Origin of the sequence: Micromonospora saelicesensis, assembly GCF_900091575.1 — a bacterium.
Lineage (GTDB): Bacteria > Actinomycetota > Actinomycetes > Mycobacteriales > Micromonosporaceae > Micromonospora > Micromonospora saelicesensis.
This window is the reverse complement of sequence record NZ_FMCR01000001.1, coordinates 1207252-1226446: the sequence shown is the minus strand read 5'-3', so window position 1 is coordinate 1226446 and position 19195 is coordinate 1207252. Positions and strand designations below refer to the sequence as shown.

Annotated in this window: 12 protein-coding genes; 10 read left to right on the top strand and 2 right to left on the bottom strand. The window is 69.8% G+C overall.

All coding sequences use genetic code 11. The features are described from left to right. Nucleotides 1-13: 13 nt before the first annotated feature. Both GA0070561_RS05795 and GA0070561_RS05790 read left to right on the top strand, forming a co-directional pair. A complete protein-coding gene (locus GA0070561_RS05795; protein WP_091395981.1) occupies nt 14-937 on the top strand; it encodes a phytoene/squalene synthase family protein in 924 nt (307 codons plus the stop codon). Beyond that, a complete protein-coding gene (locus GA0070561_RS05790) occupies nt 934-2259 on the top strand; it encodes a cryptochrome/photolyase family protein (protein ID WP_091395978.1) in 1326 nt (441 codons plus the stop codon). Before GA0070561_RS05795 ends, GA0070561_RS05790 begins: the two co-directional genes overlap by 4 nt. On the opposite strand, the gene GA0070561_RS05785 is transcribed toward GA0070561_RS05790, so the two are convergent. Continuing rightward, a complete protein-coding gene (locus GA0070561_RS05785) occupies nt 2260-3336 on the bottom strand; it encodes a serine hydrolase domain-containing protein (protein WP_091395974.1) in 1077 nt (358 codons plus the stop codon). 80 nt (nt 3337-3416) lie between these two features. On the opposite strand from GA0070561_RS05785, the gene GA0070561_RS05780 reads away from it, so the two are divergent. From GA0070561_RS05780 to GA0070561_RS05745, 8 genes are all read left to right on the top strand, one after another. After that, entirely contained in the window at nt 3417-4904 is a 1488-nt protein-coding gene (locus GA0070561_RS05780) for a dihydrolipoyl dehydrogenase family protein (RefSeq protein WP_167362341.1), read from the top strand. Between the two features lie 93 nt (nt 4905-4997). Next, nucleotides 4998-6002 (top strand): LacI family DNA-binding transcriptional regulator, encoded by a 1005-nt coding sequence (locus GA0070561_RS05775; protein ID WP_091395971.1) that lies wholly within the window; start codon nt 4998-5000, stop codon nt 6000-6002. 333 nt (nt 6003-6335) lie between these two features. Beyond that, nucleotides 6336-7715 carry an ABC transporter substrate-binding protein gene (locus GA0070561_RS05770; RefSeq protein ID WP_091395968.1) on the top strand — a complete coding sequence of 460 codons (1380 nt, stop codon included), beginning with the start codon at nt 6336-6338 and terminating at the stop codon, nt 7713-7715. Between the two features lie 86 nt (nt 7716-7801). Further along, nucleotides 7802-8758: a carbohydrate ABC transporter permease gene (locus GA0070561_RS05765; protein WP_091395964.1), complete on the top strand. Its 957-nt coding sequence runs from the start codon at nt 7802-7804 to the stop codon at nt 8756-8758. An 11-nt stretch (nt 8759-8769) separates the two neighbouring features. Beyond that, nucleotides 8770-9657 carry a carbohydrate ABC transporter permease gene (locus GA0070561_RS05760; protein ID WP_091395960.1) on the top strand — a complete coding sequence of 296 codons (888 nt, stop codon included), beginning with the start codon at nt 8770-8772 and terminating at the stop codon, nt 9655-9657. A 139-nt stretch (nt 9658-9796) separates the two neighbouring features. Then, nucleotides 9797-11416 carry a glycoside hydrolase family 13 protein gene (locus tag GA0070561_RS05755; RefSeq protein WP_244166070.1) on the top strand — a complete coding sequence of 540 codons (1620 nt, stop codon included), beginning with the start codon at nt 9797-9799 and terminating at the stop codon, nt 11414-11416. Nucleotides 11417-11560: 144 nt separating this feature from the next. Then, nucleotides 11561-14428, top strand: a complete 2868-nt coding sequence (locus GA0070561_RS05750; RefSeq protein WP_091395957.1) for a galactose-binding domain-containing protein — start codon at nt 11561-11563, stop codon at nt 14426-14428. A gap of 190 nt (nt 14429-14618) precedes the next feature. Further along, the gene (locus GA0070561_RS05745) at nt 14619-18311 is read left to right on the top strand and encodes a galactose-binding domain-containing protein (RefSeq protein ID WP_208603688.1); all 3693 of its coding nucleotides are present in this window, start codon (nt 14619-14621) and stop codon (nt 18309-18311) included. Here GA0070561_RS05745 and GA0070561_RS05740 read toward each other — a convergent pair. Further along, the gene (locus tag GA0070561_RS05740; protein ID WP_091395950.1) at nt 18298-19113 is read right to left on the bottom strand and encodes a crotonase/enoyl-CoA hydratase family protein; all 816 of its coding nucleotides are present in this window, start codon (nt 19111-19113) and stop codon (nt 18298-18300) included. The two genes, GA0070561_RS05745 and GA0070561_RS05740, sit on opposite strands and share 14 nt — an antisense overlap. Between the last annotated feature and the right edge of the window lie 82 nt (nt 19114-19195).

The following is a 19195-nucleotide window of genomic DNA, read 5'->3' as shown; positions in this document are numbered from 1 at the left end:
TGGAGGAGGGCCGGTGGAAACTGATCTCACCGCTGCCTATGACCGGTGCCGTGAGCTGCACAAACGCCACGGCCGCACCTACTATCTCGCCACCCGTCTGCTCCCCGCTTGGAAACGACGACATGTGCACGCCCTCTACGGGTTCACGCGGTACGCGGACGAAATCGTCGACCGCACCGAGGACCTGCCGCCGGCCGAGCGGGCCGCCCTGCTGGACCACTGGGCCAGCCAGTTCGTGGCCGGTCTGCACGGCGCGCCGGTCGATGACCCACTGTTGCCGGCAGTGCTGCACACGATCGCCGTCTTCGATCTCGACCGGGACGACTTTGCGTCGTTTCTGAAGAGCATGGCGATGGACCTGACCGTCACCGCGTACCCGACCTACGACCACCTGCTCGACTACATGGAGGGCTCGGCGGCGGTCATCGGCACCATGATGCTGCCGATCCTGGGCAGCTCCGACCCGGTGGCGGCCCGGGAGCCGGCCCGGCAACTCGGCTTCGCCTTCCAGCTCACCAACTTCATCCGGGACGTCGCCGAGGACCTCGACCGGGGCCGCACCTACCTGCCGGACGAGGACATGGCGAAGTTCGGGGTCACCCGCGAGGAGTTGGCCGAGGCCCGCGCCCGGGGCCGCGTCACCCCCCGGATCCGTGAGCTGATCGAGTACGAGGTGACCCGCGCCCAGGCCCACTACGCCGCCGCCGCACCGGGCATCACCATGCTGGCGCCCGCCTCGCAGGCCTGCATGCGCACCGCGTACGCCCTCTACGGCGGCATCCTGGACGAGGTGGCCGCGCAGGACTACGACGTCTTCGTCCGGCGGGCCCTGGTGCCGCAGCGGCGACGGATGGCGGTGGCCGCGCGGGCCCTGCTCAGCTCGACCGGTACCCCGGTCGTCATCCCCGGGCCGACGATCCAGCCGGAGAGCCGGTGACCGTGAGCACGGCGATCGTGCTCCTCACCCGCGACCTGCGGGTGCACGACCATCCGGCGCTGGCCACCACCTGTGCGGCCTTCGACCGGGTGGTGCCGCTGTACGTGCTCGACCCGGCGCTGGCCGACCTCTCCGCCAACCGCACCCGCTTCCTGCACCAGGCCCTCGCCGACCTGCGCGACCAACTCCGTGAGCGTGGTGGCGACCTGGCGGTCCGGCACGGCGACCCGGTGGCCGAGACGATCCGGCTGGCCGCCGAGGTCGGGGCCACCGCCGTCGCGCTCTCGGCCGACGTCAGCCACTACGCCGTCCGCCGGGAGCGGCGACTACGCGCCGAGTGCGAGCGGCACCGGCTGCACCTGCGACTGTTTCCCGGGTTGACAGTGGTCGAGCCGGGCGCGTTGCGGCCCGGTGGCGGCGGCGACCACTACCGGGTGTTCAGCCCGTACCACCGGGCCTGGGCCGCCAACCGGTGGCGCGAGGAGTTGGCCGCGCCGCGCCGGATCGCGCTGCCCGATCAGGTACGCGTGGGCCGGCTGCCGGCGCTGCCGGCCGGCGACTCGCCGGAAGTGGCCATCGGCGGCGAGCGGATCGCCCAGGCGCGGCTCGCCGACTGGCTGCCCGACCTGACCCGGTACGGCGATCAGCACGACGACATGGCCGGCGACGACACCTCCCGGCTCAGCCCGTACCTGCGCTTCGGCTGCGTGTCGCCGCTGGCGGTGGCGAACCGAGCCGGGGACAGGTCCGGCCCGTTCGTCCGGCAGCTCTGCTGGCGGGACTTCTACTACCAGGTCACCGCCGCCTTCCCGGAGATCTCGACCGCGGCGTACCGGCGGGGTGCCACCGAGCAGTGGCGCTACGACGACGACGCGTTGGCGGCCTGGACGGAGGGACGCACCGGGATGCCGATCGTCGACGCCGGGATGCGGCAGATGCTGGCACAGGGCTGGATGCACAACCGGGCCCGGCTGATCACCGCCGGCTACCTGACCAAGCACCTCGGGCAGGACTGGCGGTCCGGGGTGGCGGTGTTCTTCCGCTGGCTGCTCGACGGGGACGTGGCGAACAACTCCGGCAACTGGCAGTGGGTCGCCGGCACCGGCAACGACACGAAGCCCTACCGGGGATTCAACCCGGTCCGGCAGGCCGAACGGTACGACCCGGACGGCGACTACGTGCGCCGGTGGGTCCCGGAGCTGGTGGGGGTGCAGGGCAAGGCCATCCACCAACCGTGGCGGCTGCCGGAGGCCCTGCGCCAGACGCTCGACTACCCACCGCCCCTCTCGGTACCCGGCACCGACCCCGTCTGGCTGCGCTGATCAGAGCACCGAGTGCAACGCCTCGACCAGCTCGTCCACCCGGTCGTGCTCGGCGAGGTGCGCCGTGGCGTACGCGAAGGTGTAGCCGCGCTCGGGGTCGGCCCACGCGCTGCTGCCGCCGATGCCACCCATGCCCCAGCTGCCGTCCGGCTCCCACTGCATGCCCAGCGTCCAGTGGGCGTCGCGGTCCAGCACCAGGTCCGGCCCGTCGTACTGGACCCGGGTCGCCTCCGCCACCAGGTCCGGGCTGAACAGCCGAACCCCGTCCAGGACACCACCGGCCAGCAGACCGGCGTAGAGCCGGGCCAGGCTGGCCGCGGTGGCGTGCAGGTTGACCGCCGGCATCTCCGCACCCCGCCACATCGGGCTGTTCAGCACGGCCAGGTCCAGCCCGCCGACCGGGTTGCCCATCGCCCGCGCCCGCATCGAGCCGGGCTCACCGAGTGCCCGGGTCGGCCATCCCGGGTCGCCGTACCGCAGGTCCGCGCAGCGCAACTGGTCCGCCTCGGTCAACCCGAAGCCGAGATCGAGCTGCCACCGGTCGGTGACCTCCTCGGCCAGGAACCGGCCCACCGTCCGTCCGTCGACGCGGCGGACCAGCTCGCCCACCAGATGCCCGTACGTCCAGGCGTGTTCCCCGGCGACCGTGCCCGGCGACCACTCGGGGTCGGCGGTGGCCAGGTCGCCGGTGAGCAGCGTCCAGTCGGCGATCGCGGCGGCCGGTCGGGGCACCGGGAAGGCCGGCAGCCCGGCGGTGTGCGACAACACCTGACGCACTGTGGCGGGAGTGTGGAACTCCGGCCAGTACCGGTCCACTGGTGCGTCGAGATCGACGGTTCCCCGGTCGACGAGCAGCAACAGGCAGAGCGCGGCCACCGGCTTGCCGACCGAGTAGACGTTCACGAGCGTGTCCGGCAGCCACGGCTCGCCGCCCGCCCCTTGGCCGCGACGGGAGCCGCCGGTCAGGTCCACGACCGGCTGCCCGTCGTACCAGATGGTCAGGGCGGCGCCGGTTTCCCGGCCGGAGGCGAGCAGGTCGTGGAAGCAGTCCCGGACCGGAGCGAAGCGTGCGTGCATCCGGCCACGGTAGGCGTCCGGGCCGGTGCGCGTGCCGACTTTTCCGCCGACCCCGGTGGTTGGTGTGGTGTCGCTGGGGGATGCTGTTCGGTGTGGCGGAGCCGGAGCTGGTGGATGTGGTCGTGGTCGGGCTCGGGGTTGGCGGCGAGGAGGTGGCTGAGCGACTTGCCGAGGCCGGCCTGAACGTCGTCGGCGTCGAACGGGATCTCGTCGGCGGGGAGTGCCCGTACTGGGGCTGCATCCCGAGCAAGATGATGATCAGAGCCGCCAACGCTCTCGCCGAGGCTCGCCGGGTCGACGGGCTCGCCGGAACGGCGCAGGTCCAACCGGACTGGGCGCCGGTGGCGAAGCGGCTCCGCGAGGAAGCCACCGACACCTGGGACGACACGGTCGCGGCGGAGCGGTTCGTCGGCAAGGGTGGCCGACTCGTGCGGGGCAGCGGCCGGCTCGACGGTCCGCGCCGGGTCCGCGTCGGTGACCAGGTGTTCGAGGCCCGACACGGGGTGGTGCTGGGCACCGGTACCCGTCCGTCGGTGCCGCCGATCGACGGCCTGGCCGACACGCCGTACTGGACCAACCACCAGGCGATCGAGGTCGAGGAGCTGCCGGAGTCGCTGCTCGTGCTGGGTGGCGGCGCGATCGGCCTGGAGTTGGCGCAGGTCTTCGCCCGCTTCGGGGTCCGGGTCACAGTGGTCGAGGCGCTCGACCGGGTGCTGGCCGTCGAGGAACCCGAGGCGTCCGAGGTCGCCGCCGCGGCGCTGCGCGCCGACGGCGTGGAGATCCACACCGGGGTACGCGCCGAACGGGTCGAGCACGACGGGACCAGGTTCACAGTGCGCGGTGGCGGCGGCGCGGAGTTCACCGCCGACCGGCTGCTGGTGGTGACCGGGCGCAAGGCTCACCTCGCCGAGCTGGGCCTGGACACGATCGGCCTGGACGCCAGCCAGCGTTACCTCCCGGTCGACGACCGTCTGCACGTCACCGACCACGTCTGGGCGGTCGGCGACATCACCGGCGAGGGCGCCTTCACGCACATCGCCATGTACCAGGCGGGGATCGTGATCGCCGACATCCTGGCCCGCGCCCGGCAGGCGAAGGCGGGGGCGGACGCCAGCGGCACGTCCAGCGTGGTCGGCGGAGCGATGGGCGCGTCCAGCTCGCTGGCCGCCAGCGGATCGAGCGGGTCGGCCGGCACCGTCCCGCGAGCCGACTACCGCGCGCTGCCCCGGGTGACCTTCACCGATCCCGAGATCGGCGCGGTCGGGCTCACCGAGCAGCAGGCCCGCGAACGCGGCATCAACGTGCAGGTGGGTTTCACCAAGCTCGGCAGCTCGACCCGCGGCTGGATCCACCGGGTCGGCGACGATGGTTTCATCAAGCTCGTGGCGGACGCCGACCAGGGCGTGCTGATCGGCGCGACCTCGGCCGGCCCGGCCGGCGGCGAGGTGTTGTCCGCGCTGGTGGTGGCGGTGCACGCGGCGGTGCCGCTGAGTCAGCTCCGGCACATGATCTACGCGTACCCGACCTTCCACCGGGCCATCGAAACCACCCTACGCGACCTCTCCTGACCCCAGCCTTGCGCGGCGGTCAAGCAACCGGCCAGCAAACGCTGGACAATTTGCTGTTCATTTCTTTCATCCAGCTGACGTACGATTGCGACCGTGACCAAGCGGTTGACTGAAGTTGCCAAGAAGGCGGGCGTCAGCGAGGCCACCGTCAGCCGGGTGCTCAACGGCCGCGACGGGGTCTCCGAGGCGACCCGCACCGCCGTGCTGACGGCGCTGGACGTGCTCGGTTACGAGCGGCCGACCAAACTGCGCGGCGAACGCGCCCGGCTGGTCGGGCTGGTGCTGCCGGAGCTGCAGAACCCGATCTTCCCGGCGCTGGCCGAGGTGGTCACCGGCACGCTGGCCCAGCGCGGCTACACCCCGGCGCTCTGTGCCCGGACCATCGGCGGCGTCTCCGAGATGGACTACGTGGAGATGCTCCTCGACCACCAGGTCTCCGGGGTGATCTTCGCTGGTGGCTCGTACGCGCTCGCCGACGCCAAACACGACCACTACCGTCGGCTGACCGACCGGGGGCTTCCGGTCGTGCTGGTCAACGCTGGCGTGGACGAGCTGGGTTTCCCCCGGGTCTCCACTGACGACGCGGTGGCGGTGGAGCAGGCGTACGGGCACCTGCGCTCGCTCGGGCACGAACGGATCGGGATGGTGCTCGGCCCGGAGGGGCATGTGCCGTCGCGGCGCAAGCTCGACGCGATGATCCAGGCGGCCGGCTGGGACGAGGGCGACGCCGAGTGCGTCGAACGCTCCAGTTTCTCGATGGAGGGGGCGCGGGTCGCCGCCACGAAGTTGGTCGAGCGGGGCGTGACCGGCATCATCTGCGCCAGCGACGTGCTCGCGCTGGGCACGATCAGGGCGGCCCGGCGGCTGGGCCGTTCGGTGCCGGCCGACGTGTCGGTGGTGGGTTTCGACGACTCCGCCTTCATGACGTGCACCGATCCGCCGTTGACCACTGTGCGGCAGCCGATCGAGACGATGGGGCAGGCCGCCGTGGATCTGCTGGTCACCCAGATCGAGGGTGCCGGCGTCCTTCAGGACGAGCTGCTGTTCGAGCCGGAGTTGGTGGTGCGGGGTTCCACCGCGCCCGCCCCCGGCCGCTAGGCACCACACCGAACGACGCTTCGGCCGTCGACCGCCTCTCGCGGTCGGCGGCCGTTTTCGTCGTTGCTCGCCCCGGTCGGCATCGACCGGGCCGAATGACCGGCCATAAGGGATCAATAGCCGGCAAACCGGTCTGCTTTCAACGGCTTGCCAACATCTGTCGTCATCGCGTCGTGTCCTTTCGGAACAGGGTCGATACCTTGCCGAAATGAGTCGGCCTCGCTACAGTGACTCCACTCACACCTGGCTCCGACGCAGCTACTGGGCGTCAGGTCGTATCACCGCAGATCAGCGAAGGTCATTGGAGACACCCGTTCCCGAAGGGATGGACAGATGTCCGTACCGCAATACCGAAAGGCTGCGGCGGTTGCGCTCGTGGCCGGCCTTGGGCTCAGCCTCACGGCATGCTCCACGAAGAGCGACGACAAGGGCTCGAGCGCCGGCGGCAAGGTCACCATCACCGTCGACTGCCAGCCCGTCGGCGCCCAGAAAGAGCTGTTGAAGAACTGGAACGACGACGTCGCCGAGTTCCAGAAGCAGAACCCGGACATCACCATCAAGAGCGTCAGCGTCGGCGAGCAGTGCAACAACCCGCCGGACTTCACCGCCCGCCTCGCCGGCGGCACCGTGACCGACGTCTTCTACGGGTACATGACCGATCTCCAGCAGGTGCTCGACTCCGGTCAGGCGATGGACATCAGTCAGCACGTCAACAAGGACGCGATCCCGACCTGGGACAGCGTCGACCCGGCGCTCAAGGAGGTCTTCACCGACGGCGGCAAGCTCTACGCCGTTCCGGTGAAGAACTACTCGATGGGCCTGGTCTACAACAAGGCCCTGTTCCAGCAGGCCGGGCTGGACGTGAACAACCCGCCCAAGACCTGGGCCGAGGTCCGCGCCGCCGCCAAGAAGATCTCCGCGCTCGGCAACGGCATCGCCGGCTACTCCGAGTACAGCGCCGGCAACACCGGCGGCTGGCACTTCACCTCCCTGCTCTACTCGCAGGGCGGCCGTGTGCTGACCGAGGACGGCAAGAAGGCCGACTTCAACAACGCCATGGGCAAGCAGGTCCTGCAGAACCTCAAGGACATGCGGTACGGCGACAACAGCATGGGTGCCCGTCAGCTGCTCCAGTGGGGCGACCTGCTGACGAACGCCGGCGCGGGCAAGGTCGGCATGTTCATCGGTGCGCCGGACGCCACCCAGGCGATCGTCAGCCAGTTCCAGGGCAAGTTCCAGGACTGGGCGATGGCGCCGCTGCCCGGCCAGGACGGCGCGGCGAAGGGGACGCTCGGTGGTGGCGAGGGCTACTTCTTCAAGAAGGACCTCACTCCCGAGCAGGTCAAGGCCGGTCTGAAGTGGATCGCGTACCAGAAGCTCACCCCGGGCAAGGGCCAGTTCGACTACGTCCGGGCCAAGCCGCAGAACTACCCGGTGGGTCTGCCCCAGCCGCTGCTCTTCGCCAACGGCAGTGACGCGCAGAAGCAGGAGCTGGAGCTGCGTAAGGCGAACGCGAACGTCGACACGGCGAACTTCGCGCTCTTCGAGGCGACCCCGGTTCCGATCAAGGGTGAGCCGCGCAACGCCCAAGCCGTCTACGCGGTGCTCGACGCCGCGATGTCGGGTGTGCTGACCAACCCGAACTCGAACATCGACGCACTGCTCAAGACCGCCGAGGAGAAGGTCAACCAGCTCCTCGCCGCCGAGAGCTGACCGATCGTGTGGGGGTCGGGACGCCGACCCGACCCCCACGCCACTCGCACCACATCTCGACGTCACCGACTCACCCAGGAGTTGCCTTGGCGATCACCACCGTCCCGGAGACCCCCAGGAAACCGGGCCGCCCGCCGTCGCCGTACTCGGCGAGGCCACAGCGCACCAGCCTCGGCCGCAAGGTACGGGACAACCTCACCGGTCACGCGTTCCTGATCGGGGCGGTGCTCTGCTTCGTCGTCTTCTCCTGGTACCCGATGGTCCGCGGCATCGTCATGAGCTTCCAGCGGACCCGGCGCGGCGAGACCACCTGGGTGGGTTGGGACAACTACTCCCGCATCATCGCCGACCCCAGCTTCTGGACGGCCTGGCAGAACACCTTCTACTTCACCGTCCTGGCGCTGGCCCTCGGGTACGTGGTGCCGTTCTTCGTGGCGATCCTGCTCAACGAGTTCCGCCACGCCAAGGGGTACCTGCGGATCCTGGTCTACCTACCGGTGATGCTGCCGCCGGCCTCCGCGCTGTTCCTCTTCAAGTTCTACGCGTACGACCCGAGCGAGGCCGGGCTCTTCAACGCGATCCTCAAGGCACTGCACCTGCCCACCTCGCAGTGGATGCAGTCGCCCGAGATGACGATGCCGGCCATGGTGCTCGCGTCGACCTGGATGAACATGGGCGGCGCGGTGCTGATCTACCTGGCGTCGTTGCAGAACATCCCCGGCGAGCTCTACGAGGCGGCGGAACTCGACGGCGCCGGGATCTGGCGTCGGATCGTCCACGTGACGATCCCGCAGACCCGGTTGATCCTCGCGCTCCTGGCGATGTTGCAGATCGTCGCCACCATGCAGCTCTTCATCGAGCCCCTGATCCTCGCCAACGGCGCGGGCGCGGAGGACTCGGCGACCTCGGTGGCGTACCTCATCTACCAGCACGGGTTCTTCCAGAACGACCTCAACGGCGCCGCCGCCCTGGGCGTGATCATGCTCGTGGTGCTGGCCGGCTTCTCCGCCGTGTACGTGCGGCTGACTGCGAAACAGGACTAGGACGGCGAGGAATGGCACAGGATTCCGGAACCCGGACCCTCATCTCCCAATCCCAGCTCAGCCGGGGGCGCGGCCGGGTCATCTACTGGGCGCTGCTGGTCGTGGTCGTGGCGGGGTTCACGCTCGTCTTCCTCGGACCGCTCTACTGGATGGTCACCGGCGCGCTCAAGTCCGGCCAGGAGATCGCGCAGACCCCACCGTCGCTGTTCCCGAAGGATCCGCAGCCGCAGAACTACATCGACGCGTGGAACAACCTGGCCCTTGCCAAGCTGCTGTTCAACACCTTCTACTACGCCATCGGCGCGGTGCTGTTCCAACTCGTCTTCGACACCGCCGCCGCGTACTCGCTGTCCAAGCTTCGACCGATCTTCGGCAACGTGATCCTCGCCCTGATGCTGGGGACGCTGATGATCCCGGCGATGGTCCTCATCGTTCCGCAGTACGTGACCGTGATCGACCTGCCGATCGTGCACATCAACCTGCTCGACTCACCGTTCGCGATCTGGTTGCCCCTGGTCGCCAACGCGTTCAACATCTTCCTGTTGAAGCGGTTCTTCGACTCGATTCCCGAGGAGCTGATGGCGGCCGCCCTGATGGACGGGGCGACGTCGCTGCGCACGCTCTGGTCGATCATCCTGCCGCTGTCGCGTCCCATCCTCGGCGTCGTCTCGATCTTCGCCGTGACGGCGGTCTGGAAGGACTTCCTCTGGCCGAAGCTGGTCATGCCGTCGCCCGAGACCCGGACGGTCAGCGTCGGCATCTACGCCTTCGCCGGTGGCACGCCGATGAACGTGGTGATCGCCGCGTCGGTCATCGCCGCGATCCCCACTGTCATCATCTTCCTGATCTTCCAACGGAACATCATGTCCGGTCTGACCACGGGCAGCATCAAGGGATAGCGACCACCGGTCCTCCCGCGCGGCGAACAACGACCGTTCGCCCGACACATAACCAGGTCCGGCGAACCCGCCGACGTACTGACGCAGAAAGCAGGTGCTCGTGTCCACAGCTGACAGAAGTCCGTGGTGGCGTGGAGCCGTGATCTACCAGGTGTATCCCCGGAGCTTCGCCGACGGTAACGGCGACGGCATCGGTGACATCGCCGGCATCCGGTCCCGGCTGAACCACCTGTCCGCGCTCGGCGTCGACGCGATCTGGTTCAGCCCCTGGTACCCGTCCCCGATGGCCGACGCCGGCTACGACGTCTCCGACTACCGCGACATCGACCCGGTCTTCGGCACCCTGGCCGAGGTCGAGGCGCTGATCGCGGAGGCGCACGCGCTGGGCATCCGGACCATCGTCGACGTGGTGCCCAACCACTGCTCCGACGCGCACCCCTGGTTCCAGGCCGCGCTCGCCGGCGGCCCCGGCGCGCCCGAACGGGACCTCTTCTGGTTCCGACCCGGCCGGGGTCCCAACGGCGACGAACGACCCACCGACTGGGTCGGCGAGTTCGGCGGCGAGACCTGGACCCGCACCACCAACCCGGACGGCACCCCCGGCGACTGGTACCTGCACCTGTTCGCCCCCCAGCAGCCGGACTTCAACTGGGACCACCCCCGGGTGCGGGAGGAGTTCGAGGACATCCTGCGGTTCTGGTTCGACCGGGGCGTGGACGGCATCCGGATCGACTCGGCCGGGCTCCTGGTCAAGGACGGGACGCTGCCCGAGGTCCGCGAGGACCAGCCGCACCCGTTCCACGACCTCGACGGGGTGCACGAGATCTACCGGGGCTGGCGTCGGGTCGCCGACGAGTACGCCGACCGGGCGCTGATCGGTGAGGTGTGGCTGCCGGACCGGCAGCGGTTCGCCAACTACCTGCGCCCGGACGAGCTGCACGCCGCGTTCAACTTCGACTTCCTCGGCTGCGCCTGGGACGCCGCGGCGCTGCGGGAGAGCATCGACGGGACGCTGAGCGCGCACGCGCCGGTCAATGCGCCGGCCACCTGGGTGCTCTCGAACCACGACGTCACCCGACACGTCACCCGCTACGGTCGCGCGGACACCCGGTTCAGCTTCGCCGCCAAACGCGAGGGCACCCCCACCGACCTGGAGCTGGGCACCCGCCGGGCCCGCGCCGCCGCGCTGCTCTCGCTGTCGCTGCCCGGCGCCGCCTACGTCTACCAGGGCGAGGAGCTGGGCCTCTACGAGGTAGAGGACATCCCGTACGCGATGCGGCAGGACCCGATGTGGGAGCGGTCCGGCCGGATCGACCCCGGTCGGGACGGCTGCCGCGTACCGCTGCCGTGGGCCGGGGACGAGCCGCCGTTCGAGTTCAGCCCCGAGGGTGCCGCGGCGCCCTGGCTGCCGCAGCCGGCCGACTGGAAGGACCGGACAGCCAGCGCGCAGACCGGCGATTCGGCCTCGATGCTGGAGCTGTACCGGGCGGCGATCCAGGCCCGGAAGGCCGACCCGGCGCTCGGTGACGGTGAGCTGACCTGGTTGCCCGCCCCGGACGGAGTGCTGGCGTTCAGCCGCGGGGGCGGCTTCACCTGCCTGGTCAACCTGTCCGCCGCGCCGGTTCCGATGCCAGCTCAGGGGGAGTTGCTGCTGGCCAGCGGGCCGCTCGACGACGGGTTGCTGCCGTCCGACACCGCGGTCTGGCTGCGTACCGCCGAATCCACCGACGGGCCGCGCGGGGCGGACGGCCCGGCCTGACCTGACTCTGCTCGCCGTGGTGCCGGCGGCCCGTCCCGGCCGCCGGCACCACACCACCCAGGAAGGGAGAACCGAGGGGGGACGCGCGACACCGCACCGACACGGGGGGATCTGGCCTGCCTGACGAAAGGGAGAGCGCAGCTCATGGCCAACCACACCACCGGCACCCCGCACCACCTTCGACACCCGGCCCGGGCAGGATTGGCCGCCCTCGCCGCCACAGTGCTCGCCGCCACCTCGGTCACCGCCCTCGCGGTGACCGGCACCGCGACCCCGGCCTCGGCGGCGGGGCTGTCCCCCTTCGACATCCCCAACCGGGGCGCCACCGTTCCATTCGTCGAGCAGGAGGCGGAGGAGACCGCCCACAACGGCACGAAGATCGGCCCGGACCGGCGTTACGGCACGCTGCCGTCCGAGGCGTCCGGCCGGGAGGCGGTCACCCTCGACGCCGTCGGCGAGTACGTCGAGTTCACCCTCACCGCCCCGGCCAACGCGGTCACCTTCCGCTACAGCCTGCCGGACAGCCCGGCCGGCACCGGCCGTGACGCCGCCATCGACCTGCGGGCCAACGGGGCGCTGCTGAAGTCGGTCCCGGTCACGTCGAGGTACGGCTGGTACTACGGCGGATACCCGTTCAACAACAACCCGGGTGACACCAACCCGCACCACTTCTACGACGAGACCCGGGCGCTGTTCGGCAGCACCCAGCCGGCCGGCACGAAGATCCGGTTCCAGGTCTCCTCGACCGCGCAGTCGCCCACGTTCACCATCGACCTGGCCGACTTCGAGCTGGTCGCCCCGGCGATCACGAAGCCCTCCGGTGTGCTCGACGTGGTCACCGACTTCGGCGCCGACCCGAGTGGCGCGACCGACTCGACGGCGAAGTTCCAGGCGGCGGTCGACGCCGGCAAGGCCCAGGGCCGGGCGGTCTGGATCCCGACCGGCACCTTCACCCTCTGGGATCACGTGGTGGTCGACGGGGTGACAGTGCGCGGCGCGGGGCCCTGGTATTCGGTGCTCGGCGGCCGGCACCCCACCGAGCGGAACAGGTCCGTCGGCATCTACGGCAAGTACGTCCCCGGCGGCGGCTACACCGGCCCGGTCCGCGCACACGAGGCGAACGGGCCCAGCCGCAACGTCACGCTGCGGGACTTCGCCATCATCGGCGACATCCGGGAACGGGTCGACGACGACCAGGTCAACGCCCTGGGCGGGGCGATGACCAACTCGGTGGTGGACAACCTCTGGCTGGAGAACACCAAGGTCGGGGCGTGGATGGACGGCCCGATGGACAACTTCACCATCCGCAACAGCCGGATCCTGGACCAGACCGCGGACGGGGTGAACTTCCACACCGGGGTGACCAACTCGACGGTGACCAACACGTTCGTCCGCAACACCGGCGACGACGCGTTGGCGATGTGGGCGCAGAGTGTGCCGAACGTCAACAACTCCTTCACCCGCAACACCATCGGGGTGACCCTGCTGGCGAACCACCTGGTCAGCTACGGCGGTCGGGACATCAAGATCACCGACAACGTGACGGCCGACTCGCTGACCAACGGCGGTGGCATCCACGTCGCGAACCGCTACCCCGGCGTGCAGGGCGCCACCGGAGTCCAGGGCACCTGGACGATCGCCCGGAACACGTTGATCCGTAACGGCAACTCGGACTACAACTGGAACTTCGGTGTCGGGGCGATCTGGTTCTCCGCGCTGAACGAGGCGTTCCAGAACCCCACCATCAACATCACCGACACCGACATCCTGGACAGCTCGTACGCGGCGCTGCACTGGATCGAGGGCCAGACCAACGGGATCAACCTCAACAACGTACGGATCGACGGCGCCGGCACGTACGCGCTCCAGGTGCAGGCGAACAGCCAGGTGTCCTTCACCAACGTGCGGGCCACCAACATCGCGCAGAGCAACCCGATGCACAACTGCGTGGGCGCCGGCTTCCAGATCACCCAGGGCTCCGGCAACTCCGGCTGGTACACCCCGACCCCGTACTGCGGCCCGTGGCCGAACCCCCAGTGGGGTGGCGGACCCACCTCGCCGCCGCCCACCACCCCACCGCCGACCACGCCGCCCCCGACCACCCCGCCCCCGACCAGCGGGAACCTGGCGCTGGGCCGCTCGACGACAGCGACCAGCACCAACCAGAACTACACGGCCGCCAACGTGGTGGACGGCAACGCGTCGACCTACTGGGAGAGCGCCAACAACGCCTTCCCCCAGTCGGTCACCATCGACCTGGGTGCGTCCCGCTCGGTCGACCGGGTGGCGCTCAAGCTGCCCGGCGGTTGGGAACAACGCACCCAGACCCTGTCGGTGCTCGGCTCCACCGACGGCTCGTCGTACACCACACTGGCGTCGTCCGCCGGTCGGGTCTTCGCACCCGGTGCGGGCAACACCGTGTCGATCGGGCTGCCCTCCGGTGACCGTCGCTACATCCGGGTCACCGTCACCGGCAACACCGGCTGGCCGGCCGCGCAACTCTCCGAGGTCGAGGTGTACGGCGGCACCCAGACCACCCCGCCGCCGACCACGCCACCGCCGACCACCCCGCCCCCGACCACGCCGCCGCCCAGCGGCAACCTGGCGGCCGGACGGCCGATCACCGAGACCAGCCACTCGGACGTGTACGCCGCCCCCAACGCGGTGGACGGCAACGCGAACACCTACTGGGAGAGCGCCAACAACGCCTTCCCGCAGTCGTTGACTGTGGACCTGGGGGCCGACCGGTCGGTGTCCCGGGTCGTGCTGAAGCTCCCACCGTCATCGGCCTGGCAGACGCGTACGCAGACGCTGGCGGTGCTCGGCTCCACCAACGGCTCGACGTTCAGCACGCTGAAGGCGTCCGCCGGCTACAGCTTCAACCCGGCCAGCGGCAACACGGTCACAGTGACCTTCACGGCGACCACCCAGCGGTACCTGCGGCTGACCGTCACCGGCAACAGCGGCTGGCCAGCCGGCCAGCTCAGCGAGTTCGAGGTCTACTCCAGCTAGGTCGGATGCCCCCGCCCGGACCGGGCGGGGGCACCCGGTCCGGGCACCCCGGCGCAACGCCGCGCCAGCCGCCCAACCCCCGTCCCCAACCCGCACCGTCCCCCACCTGTCGCGGAACGACGGGCGTACCACTGCACCCGTCACCGGGCAACGCACCCACACCCACCCCCGAAAGAGGTGTAGCGACCCCATGTCCAGGACCGGCACCAGACGAGGCACGCCGCCAACCGGCGCGCCCACCACCGTCCCCCGCACCGCCCGCACGGGCCGTCGGATGCTCGCCGGCGCGCTCGCCGGCATGCTCCTCGCCACCGCCCCGGTCGTCACCCCCATGGCGAGCGCGGCACCGGCGGCCGACCCGTCCGCAGCCGCCGCCCGCGTTGCCATGCTCGCCGGGCTCTCCGCCACCATGACCGCCAGCAGCTACAACCAGAACTACGTGGCGGGCAACGCCAACGACGGCAACGCGTCGACCTACTGGGAGAGCGCCAACAACGCGTTCCCGCAGTGGATCCAGGCGGACCTGGGCGCCACTGTCAGCGTGGACCGGGTGGTGCTCAAGCTGCCACCCGCGTCGGACTGGCAGACCCGTACGCAGACGCTGTCGGTGTTGGGCTCGACCAACGGCTCGTCCTTCACCACCCTGAAGGCGTCCGCCGGCTACACCTTCAACCCGAGCAGCGGCAACACCGCGACCGTCAGCTTCACCGCCGCCAGCACCCGCTACGTACGCGTGCAGGTCACCGGCAACACCGGTTGGCCGGCCGCCCAGCTCTCCGAGGTCGAGGTGTACGGCGCCACCGGCAGCACCGACACCCAGGCACCCAGCGTGCCGGGCAACCTGGCCTACACCCAGCCGGTCAGCGGGCAGATCCGGCTCGCCTGGTCGGCGTCCACCGACAACGTCGGGGTGACCGGCTACGACGTCTACGCCAACGGCGCGCTGCGTGGCAGCGTGAACGGCTCGACGCTCACGTACACCGACAGCCAGCCGACCAGTGCCACGGTGTCGTACTACGTGCGGGCCAAGGACGCGGCCGGCAACCAGTCGGCGAACAGCAACACAGTGACCCGGACCGGCACCGGCAACCCGCCGACCGGTTCCAACCTGGCGATCGGCAAGCCGATCACCGCCTCCGGGTTCGTGCACACGTTCGTGGCCACCAACGCCAACGACAACAACGTGGCCACCTACTGGGAGGGCAACGGCAACCCGAGCACGCTGACCGTGCAGCTCGGCGCGAACGCCAGCCTCAGCCAGGTCGTCGTGAAGCTCAACCCGGACTCGGCGTGGGGCGCACGTACCCAGAACATCACAGTGCTCGGCCGGGACCAGGGCTCGTCGAACTTCACCACACTGGTCGGCGCGGCGAACTACAGCTTCAACCCGGGCAGCGGCAACACGGTGACCATCCCGGTCTCCGGCGCGGCGGCCGACGTACGGCTCTCGATCGCCTCGAACACCGGCGCTCCGGCCGGTCAGGTGGCCGAGTTCCAGGTCTTCGGCACCCCGGCACCGAACCCGGACCTGACCGTGACCGGTATGTCGTTCAGCCCGTCTGCACCGGTGGAGACCAGCACCATCACGCTCTCCGCGACGGTGCGTAACGCGGGCTCGGCGGCCTCCGGCGCGACCAACGTCAACTTCTACCTGGGATCCACCCGGGTGGGCACGGCAGCGGTCGGCGGTCTCGCGGCCGGTGCCTCGACCACGGTCAGCGCCAGCATCGGCACCCGGGACTCGGGCAGCTACCCGCTCAGCGCCAAGGTCGACGAGTCGAACACCGTCGTCGAGCAGGACGACACCAACAACAGCTACACGAACCCCAGCCCGTTGGTCGTCGCCGCGGTCGCCAGCTCCGACCTGGTCGCCTCGGCGGTCGCCTGGTCGCCGGGCAACCCGTCGGCGGGCAACACGGTGACCTTCTCCGTGTCCATCCGCAACGCCGGCAACCAGGCTTCCGCGTCCGGTGCGCACGGCATCACCCTGACCGTGCTCAACGAGTCCGGCACCGTGGTCCGTACCCTCACCGGCTCGCACTCCGGCGTGATCAACGCCGGTGCCACTGTCGGCCCGATCAGCCTGGGCACCTGGACCGCCGCGAACGGCAAGTACACCGTCCGGGTGGTGCTCGCCGTGGACGGCAACGAGCTGCCGGTGAAGCAGGCCAACAACACCAGTGACCGGCCGCTCTTCGTCGGTCGCGGCGCCAACATGCCGTACGACATGTACGAGGCTGAGGACGGCGTGATCGGCGGCGGCGCCGCCGTCGTCGGACCGAACCGGGAGGTCGGCGACCTGGCCGGCGAGGCGTCCGGTCGGCGGGCGGTGACCCTCAACTCGAACGGCAGCTACGTCGAGTTCACCACCCGGGCCAGCACCAACACGCTGGTCACCCGCTTCTCCATCCCGGACGCACCGGGCGGCGGTGGGATCAACTCGACATTGAACGTCTACGTCAACGGCACGTTCCACAAGGCCATCGATCTCACGTCCCGGTACGCCTGGCTCTACGGCAACGAGACCAGCCCGGGCAACTCGCCGAGCGCGGGCGGTCCGCGGCACATCTACGACGAAGCCAACGTCATGCTCAACTCCACCGTTCCGGCCGGCAGCAAGATCCGCCTTCAGAAGGACCCGGCCAACACCACCACGTACGCCATCGACTTCATCAACACCGAGCAGGTGGCGCCGATCGCCAACCCGGACCCGGCGCGCTACACCACGCCGACCGGCTTCACCCACCAGGACGTGCAGAACGCCCTGGACCGGGTGCGGATGGACACCACCGGCAACCTGATCGGGGTGTACCTGCCGGCCGGCAACTACTCCACCTCGTCGAAGTTCCAGGTGTACGGCAAGGCGGTCCAGGTGACCGGCGCCGGCCCCTGGTACACCCGGTTCAACGCGCCGTCGGGCCAGGACAACACCGACATCGGCTTCCGGGCCGAGAACTCGGCGGCCAACTCGTCGTTCAAGAACTTCGCGTACTTCGGCAACTACACCTCGCGGATCGACGGCCCGGGCAAGGTGTTCGACTTCTCCAACGTGTCGAACATCGTGATCGACAACATCTGGAACGAGCACATGGTGTGCCTCTACTGGGGCGCGAACACCGACTACATGACGATCAAGAACTCCCGGATCCGGAACATGTTCGCCGACGGCATCAACATGACCAACGGGAGCACCAACAACCTGGTCAGCAACAACGACGCCCGGGCCACCGGCGACGACAGCTTCGCGCTGTTCTCGGCCATCGACGCGGGCGGCGCCGACATGAAGGACAACATCTACGAGAACCTGACCTCGACCCTGACCTGGCGGGCCGCCGGTGTCGCCGTGTACGGCGGCTACGGCAACACGTTCCGCAACATCTACATCGCGGACACGCTGGTCTACTCCGGCATCACCATCAGCTCGCTCGACTTCGGCTATCCGATGAACGGCTTCGGTGCCAGCCCGCCCACCCGGTTCGAGAACATCTCGATCGTGCGGGCCGGTGGGCATTTCTGGGGCTCACAAACCTTCCCGGCAATCTGGGTCTTCTCCGCCTCGAAGGTGTTCCAGGGCATCCGGGTCAGCGACGTCGACATCATCGATCCGACCTACAGCGGCATCATGTTCCAGACCAACTACGTCGGCGGGCAGCCGCAGAACCCGATCACCGACACGGTCTTCACGAACATCTCCATCAGTGGTGCCCGCAAGAGCGGGGACGCCTACGACGCGAAGTCCGGCTTCGCCATCTGGGCGAACCCGATGCCGGAGGCCGGGCAGGGGCCGGCCGTCGGGTCGGTCACCTTCAACAACCTCCGGTTGAGCAACAACGCGGTGGACATCCAGAACCCCACGACAACCTTCACCATCAACCGCAACTGAGCTGATCGGTAGCCGACGCCGCCGGGGGGCGTACCCCTCCCGGCGGCGTCGCGCCGTGTCGGCCCTCGCCCGCCGCGAACCGGGCCGCGCCGGCCGCCGCGTCCGTGGCCAGCGAGTCCATCCCGTACGCCAACTCGATCGCCAGCGCCTCCGGCTCTCCTCGCCCCGCGCCGGCCAGCAGCGCCGCCCGGTCGTTGCGCAGGCAGGTCTGCGGATGCCGGGCGATCGCCGCCGCCAACTCCTCGGCCGCGGCCCGCGCCTGGCCGGGTGGCACCAACCGATTGACCAACCCCATCGCGTACGCCTCGTCGGCCGGCACCGGACGGCCGGTGAGGATCAGATCCATGGCCCGACTCTCGCCGATCAACCGGGGCAGCCGGACGGTGCCACCGTCGATCAGCGGGACTCCCCAGCGGCGGCAGAACACCCCGAGTGTCGCGTCGGACTCGGCGACCCGCAGGTCACACCAGAGCGCCAGTTCGAGCCCGCCCGCCACCGCGTACCCGGAGATCGCCGCGATCACGGGTTTGTTGAGCGTCATCCGGGTCGGACCCATCGGGCCGTCCCCCTCCGGCTCCACCCGGTTGCCGCTCGGTGTGCCGATCGCCTTGAGGTCGGCGCCGGCGCAGAACGTGCCACCGGCGCCCCAGAGCACGGCCACCGCCGCGTCCGGATCGGCGTCGAAGGCCCGGAACGCGTCGGCCAGCGCCCGAGCCGTAGGACCGTCCACGGCGTTCCGAACGTCCGCCCGGTCCAACACCACGGTGGTGACCGCCCCGACCCGCTCCACCCGCACACCCATCCCGCCAGCATGCCGGGCCGGCCCCACCCCCACAATCCCCGTCGATCTTGCACTTCCGGTTGACGGTTCGCGGCTTGTGCCC